We start from the raw sequence: 11,261 nt of genomic DNA on the forward strand, positions 1-11,261 counted from the left end.
CGAAGGGCATGGCGCGCGCGTGCGGACCACGCTGGTCAGCACCGTCTACTCGCCGGTAACATCCCGGTCATGACTGTTGACAGCGCCTCGATGGGCGAGATGCTTGCCACCGCGGTCCCGATGGTGCGGACCCTGAACCTGGAGTTCGTCGAGGTGACCGCGGAGCGCGCCGTGCTGCGGCTCCCGGACCAGCCGGACTACCACAACCACATCGGCGGCCCCCACGCCGGCGCCATGTTCACGCTGGCCGAGTCCGCCAGCGGCGCCATCGTGCTCACGGCCTTCGGTGACCAGCTCTCGCGCGCCGTGCCGCTCGCGGTCCGGGCCGAGATCGGCTACAGGAAGCTCGCCATGGGGCCGGTGACGGCCACGGCGACGCTGGGCCGTCCGGCGGCCGAGGTCATCGCCGAGCTGGACGCGGGCGGGCGGCCGGAGTTCCCGGTCGCCATCGCCATCGAGCGCGAGGACGGCGCCGTGACCGGCGAGATGACGGTGGTGTGGACCCTGCGGCCGAACGGCTGAGGGGTCCGGGAGCGGACCGGACGGGAAGGGGCCTCCGTGCGTCGGGGGCCCCTTCCTCGTGCGCCGGGCCGGCCGGAGGCCGACGGGAGTCCCGGAGCGCGGGCCCGCCGGCTCCCGGGAGCCCGCCGTGCGGCGGCTTCGACGCGGACCCGCGCTCGTCGCCACGGGTGCCACCGTCCTGCCGCTCCTTCCTGTCGCCGTCACCGTCACCGTCGCGGCCCTGTCGGGGCGTCCACGACTTCCGGACGGAGCGCCTCGGGCCGGGCGCCGTAGAGCGCCGGCCCCGCGTATCCCCGGCAGGTTCGGCGGCGGGGGCTACGGGGGCCGGGGGCCCTCCGCGCCGTCCGGCGCCGGGGTCGTTTCAGGTCTTCTGGCGCTTTCCCGTCCGTGCGCATCCCCGCCAGGGGCCGAAGGTCATGCGGAATTTACAGACACGGTCCCGGTGTCGCGGCGTGTTGCGGCCGGGTGAGTGAACGGTGAAGCGGGTGCGCGCTTCGACCGGCTTGTGGCGATGTGGCGCGTGGGCTCGGGTGAGCGGGCGCCCGCATCGATGACCCGGAAGGGCTGATTTATCGCTGCTTGCGGCGAATTCGGCGGTCTGGCCGGATCAGGGCCACGGCGGGCGCGCGGAGGCCGTCGTTGTTGACCCGTGAGTAGCCCCTCGCTAGTTTCCGGTGCCCTCGCACCGACGAGTTCCGCCGCACAACCCCCCACCGTGCCTTTCGCCGATTGTGTCGGAGTCTCATGACCTCCCCTGTGCGCGCCCATGATCTGATCCTCTGCCTCACCCCGTTCGGAGAACCCGACGCGGGCCTCGCCGCGGCCGCCACCGGCGCCGGCGCGCTCGGCGTCCTCGATCTCGGTGACGGCGACCGAAGATGCCGGCAGGAGCTGTCCCGGCTCAGAAGAACGGCGCCGGGCCCCTACGGCGTCCGGGTGACCGCCCGGTGCGCCCTCACCCCGGCGGATCTGCCCGAAGGCCCCGGCCTCGTCGTCCTCGCGGCGGACCTCGCGGCCGCGGACACGCCCTGGACCATCGCCGAACTGGCCCCTCGTCGAAAGGTGTTGGCCGAGGTCACCGATCTCACCCAGGCTCGGGCCGCGGTCCGGGCCGGTGCCCATGGGCTGATCGCCCGGGGCTCCGAGAGCGGCGGCCGGACCGGTGAGCTGAGCACCTTCGTGCTGCTTCAGCAACTGCTCGCCGAAACGGAGCCGGCCGGCACTCCGGTATGGGCCTGCGGTGGTGTCGGGCCGCGTACGGCGGCCGCCGCCATGGCGGGCGGCGCCGCCGGTGTCGTCCTCGACAGCCAGCTCTCCCTGCTGCCCGAGTCCCGGCTGCCCGAGACGGTCCGGGCGGTGCTGCGGTCCCTGGACGGCGCGGAGACGGTGGTGATCGGCGGGCACCGGGTGCTGCGCCGCCGCGGCCCCGACGCGCCGCCGCTCCCCGCCGACGACCCCTCGGCGGTCGCCGCCCTGCTCGGCGCGCGCGACCCGTCCCGCCGGCTCCTCCCCGTCGGCCAGGACGGCTTCCTCGCCGCCCGGTTCGCCGAGCGCTTCGGCGATGTGCGGGGCGTGGTGCGGGCGATGACCGCGGCGATGCGGCCGCGGTCGGAGCCGGACTCCGGTCGGGCGCTGCGGCCCGGGTCGGCGATGAGCCGGGCGCTCGGCACCCGGCTGCCGGTGGCGCAGGGACCGATGACGCGGGTCAGCGACCGGGCCGGGTTCGCCGCCGTCGTCGCCGGGGAGGGAGCGCTGCCCTTCCTCGCGCTGGCGCTGGCCGACGGCGCGCGGACCCGGGCGATGCTGACCGAGGCGCGGGCCGTGCTGGACGGCCGGCCCTGGGGCGTGGGCGTGCTCGGCTTCGCGCCCGAGGAGATCAGGAACGCCCAGCTGGAGGTCGTACGACAGCTGCGGCCCACGCACGCGATCATCGCGGGCGGGCGGCCCGCGCAGGCCGAGGCGCTGGAGCGGGCCGGGGTCCGGACCTTCCTGCACGTGCCCTCGCCGGGGCTGCTGCGGCAGTTCCTCCAGGCCGGCGCGCGCAGGTTCGTCTTCGAGGGGTCGGAGTGCGGGGGGCATGTCGGGCCCAGGGCGTCGTTCCCGCTGTGGGAGGCCCAACTCGGCGTCCTGGAGGACTTCCTGACCGGCGCCGGGCCCGAGGCGGCGGCCCGGGTCGAGGTGTTCTTCGCGGGCGGCGTCCACGACGAGCGGTCCGCCGCGATGGTCGCCGCGCTCGCCGCGCCGCTCACCGCGCGGGGCGCCGCGATCGGGGTCCTGATGGGCACCGCCTACCTGTTCACCGAGGAGGCCGTCGCCCACGGCGCCATCCGGCCGCTCTTCCAGGAGCAGGTCCGCGACGCCACCGCGACCGCCCTGCTGGAGACCGCGCCCGGCCATGCGACCCGGTGCGTGCCCAGCCCGTTCACCGGCGACTACCGGGACCGTGAGGAGGACCTGCGCGCCCGGGGGCTGCCCGACCGCGAGGTGTGGCAGACGCTGGAACGCCTCAACGTGGGGCGGCTGCGCATCGCCAGCAAGGGCGTGGAGCGCGCGGACGGCGGCGAGCTGCGGGAGGTCGACGAGCAACGGCAGCTCACCGAGGGGATGTTCATGGCAGGGGAGGTCGCCGTACTGCGCTCGGCGACGACGACCATGGCGGCCCTGCACCGCTCGGTGACCGACGGCGCGGCCGACCTCCTCGCCGCCCGAGGCCGGCTCCCGGCCCCCGAGCCGGAGCCGGCGTCGCCCGCCCCGCTCGATGTCGCGATCGTCGGCATGTCCTGCATGTTCCCCCAGGCCGCCGACCTTGCCGCCTTCTGGGCGAACACCGTCGCCGGACGCGACGCGGTGACCGAGGTTCCCGCCGACCGCTGGGACCCGGACGTGCACCACGCCGCCGGGCACACCGCCTCGCGATGGGGCGGGTTCCTGCCCCGCATCCCGTTCGACCCGCTGCGCTACGGCATCCCGCCCACCTCCCTCGGCAGCATCGAGCCCGTGCAGCTGCTGTCCCTGGAGGCGGCCCGCCGGGCCCTGGAGGACGCCGGATACGGCGAGCGGGGACGGGAGTTCGACCGCTCGCGCACCGCCGTGGTGTTCGGCGCGGAAGCGGGCAGCGACCTGTCCAACGCCGTGACCCTGCGGGCCGTGCTCCCGTCGTACTACGGCGGGGTCCCCGACGGACTCGACGGCCAACTGCCCCGGCTGACCGAGGACTCCTTCCCCGGCATGCTCGCCAACGTCATCTCCGGCCGCATCGCCAACCGTCTCGACCTCGGCGGCGCCAACTTCACCGTCGACGCGGCCTGCGCCTCCTCCCTCGCCGCGCTCGACGTGGCCTGCAAGGAACTCGTCTGCGGCACCAGCGACGTGGTGCTGTGCGGCGGCGCCGACCTGCACAACGGCATCAACGACTACGTCCTGTTCTCCTCCGTCCACGCCCTCTCCCCGACCGGCCGTTCCCGCGCCTTCGACGCGGAGGCCGACGGCATCGCGCTCGGCGAGGGCGTGGCCTGCGTGGTGCTCAAGCGGCTCGCGGACGCCGAACGCGACGGCGACCGGATCTACGGCGTGGTCAAGGGCCTCGGCTCCGCCAGCGACGGCCGCCGCCTCGGCCTGACGGCGCCCGGCCCCGAGGGCCAGCGGGCCGCGCTGGAGCGGGCGTACCGCAACGCGGGTGTCTCGCCCGCGCAGGTGGGCCTCCTGGAGGCGCACGGCACCGGCACCGTGGTCGGCGACCGCACCGAACTCACCGTCCTCGGCGAGGTGTTCGCCGAGGCGGGCGCCCCCACCGGCGGCTGCGCGCTCGGCTCGGTCAAGTCCCAGATCGGGCACACCAAGTGCGCCGCCGGACTCGCCGGACTGATCAAGACCACCCTCGCCCTCTACACCGGGATCACACCGCCCACCCTGCACATGGGGCGCCCCAACCCGGCCTGGACCGAGGACGACAGCCCCTTCGTCTTCCACGCCGACGCCCGGCCCTGGGCCAGGCCCGCGCACGAACGCTTCGCCGGGATCAGCGCGTTCGGCTTCGGCGGCACCAACTTCCATGCCGTGCTGGCCGCGCACGGGGACGCGGCGCCGCCCCGCCAGACCCTGGACGAGTGGCCCGCCGAGCTGTTCCTGTTCCGCGGCCGGGACGAGGGGGCCGCGCACCGGCAGATGGCGGAACTCCTCGCGGCCGCCGAGGCGGACGGGCGGCCCTGGCGGCTGCGCGACCTCGCCCTCGCCGCGGCCCACCGCGCCGACACCTCGCGGGAGCCGGTCCAGGCGGCCTTCGTGGCCTCGGACACGGACCAGCTCATCGAGCGGCTGCGGGGGGTCCTCGAAGGGGAGGGCGACGCACAGGTCCGCCGCTCGGACCCGGCGGACGGCAAGGTCGCCTTCCTCTTCCCCGGACAGGGCAGCCAGCGCACCGGCATGCTGGCCGGACTCCTCGTCGCCCTGCCGGAGCTGCGGGACCATCTGCGTCCTGAGCAGGCCGATGTCGTCTATCCGCCGGCCGCCTTCGACGACACGGCGCGCGAGCGCCGCCGGGCCGCCCTGACCGACACCAGGGCCGCCCAGCCCGCCCTGGGCGCGACGGGCCTGGCCGCCCACGCCTTCCTCGCCGCGGCGGGCGTCCAGCCGGACCTGGCCGCCGGACACAGCTACGGCGAACTGGTCGCCCTCGCCGCGGCCGGCGCCCTCGACCCGGACACCCTGCCCCGGCTCAGCACCGAGCGGGCCGCCGCGATCCTCGCGGCGGCGGGTGACGAACCCGGCTCGATGGCGGCTGTGGGCGCACCCGCCGAGGAGGTCCGCGACGCCCTGCGCGACGCGGGGGCGCCGGAGTCCGTCGTCATAGCCAACCTCAACTCCCCCGAACAGACGGTCGTTTCCGGACCCACCGAGGACCTCGACACCGCCGTACGGCTGCTGCGCGCGGCCGGACTCGGCGCAAAGCGGATCCCCGTGGCGTGCGCCTTCCACAGCCCGCTGGTGGCCGGGGCGGGCGCGCGGTTCGCCGCGGCCCTCGCGGACGAGCCGGTGCGCGCGCCCGAGTTCCCCGTCTGGGCCAACCGCACCGCGGCGCCCTACCCGCGGGACCCGGACGGGGTGCGCGCCGAACTCGCCGCCCAGATCGGGGCGCCGGTCGCGTTCGCCGCGCAGATCGAGGCCATGTACGAGGCGGGCGCGCGGATCTTCGTCGAGGCGGGCCCCGGTGCGGTCCTCACCCGGCTCGTCGGGCAGATCCTCGGTGACCGCCCGCACCGGGTGGTCGCCCCCGAGCCCCGGCCCGAGGGCGGGCTGACCGGCTGGCTCGACGCCCTCGCCCTCCTCGCGGTCGCGGGCGCCCCGGTGCGCACCGCCTGGCTCCTCCAGGGCCGCGACGCCGTGGACGCGCTGCGCGCCCCCGCCCCCGCCCGACCCGGCTGGACGGTCGACGGACACCTGGTCCGCACCGCCGGCGGAGCCCTGCTCGCCGGTGCCCTCGCACCGGCCCGACGCGTCGTGGAGACGACTGTGACCACCGACCAGCCGAGCGGCACCCCCATCGACCGGGACGCGCTGATCACCGAATTCCTGCGCGGTGGACGGGAGATGATCGCCGCGCAGCGGGATGTGCTGCTGACGTACTTCGGGGGGCCGGGGGCTGCGCCGGCTCCCCCGGGTCCGCCCGTGTCCGTCGCGCCCGCCGCTCCCCAGGCGCTGCCGGCCGCCGGACCCGCTCCCACGGGTGCCGAGCCGGCCGTTCCCGCGGCGTGCGAGGAACCGGCGGCCGCGCCCGGTGCGGACGTGGCGCGGGTCGTGCTGGAGATCATCGGTGAACGCACCGGCTACCCCGTCGACATGATCGAGCCCGATCTCGACCTGGAGGCGGATCTCAGCATCGACTCCATCAAACGGGCCGAGATCGCGGGCGAGCTGGCCAAGCGACTGGGGATCGCCCAGGGCGCGGAGCTGCTGGACGACGCCGAGCTGGAGGAGCTGACCAAGGCGCGTACGGCGGCGGCGGTGACGGCGTGGCTGACCGCTCGGGTGGCGGGCGGCGCCGAGACCGGTGGCTCCGGCCCGGAGACCGAGCGGCCCGCCGAGCCGGCCGCGCCGCCCGGTGCGGCGCCCCGGCGCTTCGAGATGCGGGCGGTCGAGCTGCCCGACGTCGGACCGGAGGCCGCGTCGGTCCTCGCCGGGCAGCGGTTCTTCCTGCTGGGTGACGGCGGGGGAGCGGCGGCCGGGGTGGCGGCACGGCTCGACGCGCGGGGCGCGGAGATCGTCCTGGCCGACCCGGGCCATGTCCTCGGGGCGGCCGACGGGACGGTGGACGCGGTCGTGTATCTGGGCGCGCTGACCGGCCCGGACCAGCCAGTGCTGCCGGACGCGTTCTCGGTGGTCAAGGCGGCGCTGTCGTGCGGCGCGGGCCGGCTGCTGGCCGTGCGGGCCGCACGGGGCGCGGGTGCCGTACGGGCGGCCGGGCTCGACGGGCTGTTCCGTACCGTCGGGCGGGAGTACCCGGACGTGGTCGCGCGGGTGGTGGCCGTCGAGGACGGCGCCCCGGCGGCGGTGGCCGAGGCGGTGCTCGCGGAGCTGTGCGCACCGGCGCGATGGACGCCGCGGGAGCAGCCGGAGGGCACGACGGAGGCGGGGGCCGGGATTCCGGCTCCGCTCCCCGTCGTCCTGCGCGCCGCCGACGGAACCCGCCGGGGCCTGGACCTCCTGCCCGTCCCCCTCGGCTCCCTCGGCGCCACCGGTGCGGGCCCCGCCGGGGTCGGTAGCGCGGAGGCCGCCGCGCTCGGGCTCGACCGGGACTCCGTCGTCCTGCTGGTCGGCGGCGCCCGGGGCATCACCGCCCGGTTCGCGGCGACGCTGGCCGCCGCCTGCGGCTGCCGGATCGAACTGCTCGGCCGCACCCCCGCCCCGACCGCCCCCGAATCCCCGGCGACCGCGGCCGCCCGTACCCCCGTCGAACTGCGGACGGCACTCGCGGCCGCGCCCGGCGCGCCGAAGCCCGCCGAGATCAACCGGACCGCCGGGCTGCTGCTGGCCCAGCGGGAGATCACGGCGACGCTCGACGAGCTCACGGCGCTGGGCAGCGCGGCCCGCTACCGCGCGGTGGACTTCCGGGACCGGGACGCGGTGCTCCGGACGGTCAAGGAGATCCACGCCGAGCACGGCCGGCTCGACGGGGTCGTGTTCGCGGCCGGGGTGATCGAGGACCGGCTGATCGCCGAGAAGAGCCCCGACTCCTTCCGGCGGGTGTACGGCACGAAGACGGCGGGGGCCGGGGCGCTGTTCGCCGCCCTGGACGATCTGCCCGGGGCGCCCGCCTTCACCGTGCTGTTCGGCAGCGTCGCCGCCGTCCTCGGCAACCGGGGCCAGTGCGACTACGCCGCCGCCAACGACGCCCTCGAGACGCTCGGCGCCGACTGGGCGGCCCGCACTGGGCACCGCGTGCTCACCGTGCACTGGGGCCCCTGGGCGCCGTCCGGCATCCACACCGGCATGGTCGGGGCGGAGCTCGGCCGCGAGTACGCCCGCCGCGGGGTGGAGATGATCGACCCCGAGGAGGGCACCGCGGCCCTGCTGCGGGAACTGGCCTGGGGCGACCCGGCGGCCCGCGCCGTCGTCTACACCGCGTCGGGCTGGTGAGATGACGAGCAGCCGACTCCCCGTCGCCATCGTCGGGATGGCGGTACTGCTGCCGGGCGCGCGCGGACTCGACGCGTACTGGCACAACCTGCGCAACGGCGTCGACGCGATCGGCGAGGTGCCCGCGGGCCGCTGGGACGCCGACCATCACCGTCCGGCGGCCGCCGCCGGGCCCGCCGTCCCCGACCAGGTGTACTGCCGGCGCGGCGGCTTCGTGGACGGCCTGGCCGAGGTGGAGGTCACCCGCTACGGCATCATGCCCGCCGCCGTTCCCGGGACCGAGCCCGATCAGCTGATCGCCCTCGACGTGGCCGCCGCCGCCCTCGCCGACGCCGGCGGCGAGCGCGGGCTTCCGGCCCGGGACCGGATCGGTGTGATCCTGGGCCGGGGCGGCTACCTCACCCCCGGTCTGGCCCGGCTGGACCAGCGTGTCCGCACGGCCGGTCAACTCGTCCGCACCCTGGGCGAGTTGATACCCGATCTGGCGCCGGCCCAGCTCGACCGGGTCCGGGCGGCGTTCACCGAGCGGCTCGGCCCGGACCGCCCCGAGTCCGCGATCGGCCTGGTGCCCAACCTCGCCGCCTCCCGCATCGCCAACCGGCTCGATCTGCGCGGCCCCGCCTACACCGTCGACGCGGCCTGCGCCTCCTCGCTGGTCGCCGTCGACCAGGCGGTCACCGAACTCGTCTCCGGACGCTGCGACATGATGCTCGCCGGGGGAGTGCACCACTGCCACGACATCACCCTGTGGAGCGTCTTCTCCCAGCTGCGCGCCCTGTCCCCGACCGAGCGCATCCGGCCCTTCCACCGGGACGCCGACGGCCTCCTCATCGGCGAGGGCACCGGGGTCGTCGTACTGAAACGGCTCGCGGACGCCGAGCGCGACGGCGACCGGGTCTACGCCGTGATCCGGGGCACCGGGGTCGCCGGGGACGGCCGTACGGCGGGCCTCGTCAGCCCCGACCCGGGCGGACAGTCCCGGGCCGTGCGCCAGGCCTGGCGGGCCGCCGGACTCGATCCCGCCGCGCCGCACTCCGTCGGCCTGCTGGAGGCCCACGGCACGGCCACCCCCGCGGGCGACGGCGCCGAACTCGCCACTCTCGCCGAGGTGTTCGGACCCGGCTCGGGCCTCGCCGACGAGGAGCGCCCGGTCCTCGGCTCCGTGAAGTCCATGATCGGCCACACGATGCCGGCCGCCGGGATCGCGGGCCTGGTCAAGGCCGCCCTCGCCCTCCACCACGCGACCCTCCTGCCCACCCTGCACTGCGACGACCCCCATCCGGGCCTCGCCGCGACCCGCTTCCGCACCCTGGCACGGGCCCGTCCCTGGGACCCGCACCCCGACGAGCCGGCCCGCCGGGCCGCCGTCAACGCCTTCGGTTTTGGCGGGATCAACGCCCACGTGGTGCTGGAGGAGGCGCCGGCCGCCCGACGCACCGCGGCTCCCGAGTACCCGCCCGTTGCCGCCCCGGCCGCCCGTGTCGCCGAACCCGAGCGCGTCCTCCTGCTCGCGGCCGACTCCGTCGAGCGCCTCGCCGCGCTCCTGGACGCCGACGACCCGGACGTCCTGGCCGCCGGGCTCGATCCGGCCCGCGCGCATCCCGGGGCGGGCCCGGCCAGGCTCGGGATCGTGGCGCCGAACGCCAAGCGGCTCGCGCTCGCACGCCGGGCGGCCGAGAAGGGCCGGGCCTGGCAGGGGCGCGGCGACGTCTGGCTGCGGCCCACCCCGCTGCTGGGCGGTCCTGGGGACCGGCTGGCGTTCGTCTTCCCCGGTCTGGAGGGTGAGTTCACACCGCCGCGCACCGACGACGTCGCCGCCCACTTCGGCCTGCCCGCGCCACGTGACGCGCGAGCGGACACCGGGGCGGGCGCGCGGGCCGGCACCCGGGCGCAGGACGTCGGACGGCACGGACTCGACGTCGTCGGCGTGGGCCGGCTGCTGGACCGGGCGCTGCGTGCGATGGGCGTGGTGCCGGACGCGGTCGCCGGGCACAGCGTCGGCGAGTGGACGGCCATGGCGGCCGCCGGGATCTACTCCCCGGACCAGGTCGACGGGTTCATGGCCGAGTTCGACCCCGACGCGCTGACCGTCCCCGGGCTCGCCTTCGCCGCGATCGGTACCGGCGCCGCACAGGTGCGGGCGGCGCTCGCCGATGCCTGGGCGGGCTCCGGGATCGTGCTCTCGCACGACAACGCGCCCCGCCAGTCGATGGTCTGCGGACCGGACTCGGCGGTCGAGGACCTCGTACGGTCCTTCCGCGCGCAGGGCGTCGTCTGCCAGGTGCTGCCCTTCCGCTCCGGCTTCCACACGCCGATGCTCGGACCGTACCTCGCCCCCATCCAGGAGGCCGCCGACCGCTTCCGGCTGCACCCGCCGGCCGTCGCGGTGTGGTCCGGCACCACCGCGCGGCCCTTCCCGGCGGCCGAGTCGGCGGTGCGCGCGCTGTTCGTGCGGCACCTGCTGGAACCCGTACGCTTCCGCGAACTGACCGAGGCCCTCTACGCCGCCGGGCACCGCGTCTTCGTCCAGCCCGGCCCAGGCCGCCTGACCTCCCTGATAGACGACACCCTCGGGGACCGCGATCACCTCGCCGTCCCCGCGTGCTCGCCCCACCACGACGGGCTGCCCCAACTCCGGCGCGTGGCGACGGCGCTGTGGACGGCGGGGGCGACGGTGACGCCCGCCCTGACGGAGAGCGCGGCGCCGGGGCGGGCCTCGGCGGCGCCCGCGATCCTGGTGAACCCGGCGGGCCTCGGCCGGCCGCCCGTCCGGCTCGACCTCGGCGGCGCGCTGGTGTCGCTGGACGGTGCCGTACTCGAAGAGCTGAGGGGAGAGCTGGGGCGCGGGGCGTCCCCGGCCCGCCCCGCCGCCTCGGGCGCACCCGCCCCCGACACGTCCGCCGCCCCGGGCGCAGCCGCGCTCGACGGGCTCGCCGCCCGCTTCCCGGTCGCCGCCGAACTGTCCGCCCTGCTGCGGGACACCGCGGACACGGCGGCCGAGGTGATGGCGGCGGCGGGTCACGCGCCCGCGGTACGGCCCCGTACCCCGCTCCCGCCCCGGCGGGCCTCCCACACGGCGGCACCCGCCCCCGCGCGCCCGGCACCCG

3 protein-coding genes are annotated in these 11,261 nt (G+C 76.7%); all 3 read left to right on the forward strand.

Annotated elements, in window-relative coordinates; genetic code table 11:
* The first annotated feature begins 69 nt into the window (after positions 1 to 69).
* Positions 70 to 522 (forward strand): DUF4442 domain-containing protein, encoded by a 453-nt coding sequence (locus VT52_RS05870; protein WP_046419892.1) that lies wholly within the window; start codon positions 70 to 72, stop codon positions 520 to 522.
* 744 nt (positions 523 to 1,266) lie between these two features.
* Positions 1,267 to 8,154 (forward strand): type I polyketide synthase, encoded by a 6,888-nt coding sequence (locus VT52_RS05875; RefSeq protein ID WP_046419894.1) that lies wholly within the window; start codon positions 1,267 to 1,269, stop codon positions 8,152 to 8,154.
* A 1-nt stretch (position 8,155) separates the two neighbouring features.
* A partial coding sequence (locus VT52_RS05880) for a type I polyketide synthase (RefSeq protein ID WP_079174860.1) occupies positions 8,156 to 11,261 on the forward strand: 3,106 nt, incomplete at its 3' end.

The sequence above is a fragment of the Streptomyces malaysiense genome, assembly GCF_000980885.2.
GTDB lineage: Bacteria > Actinomycetota > Actinomycetes > Streptomycetales > Streptomycetaceae > Streptomyces > Streptomyces malaysiense.

Coding starts and splice junctions, on each gene's coding strand:
- VT52_RS05870 (WP_046419892.1), top strand. CDS start 70: ATGACTGTTGACAGCGCCTCGATGGGCGAGATGCTTGCCACCGCGGTC.
- VT52_RS05875 (WP_046419894.1), top strand. CDS start 1,267: ATGACCTCCCCTGTGCGCGCCCATGATCTGATCCTCTGCCTCACCCCG.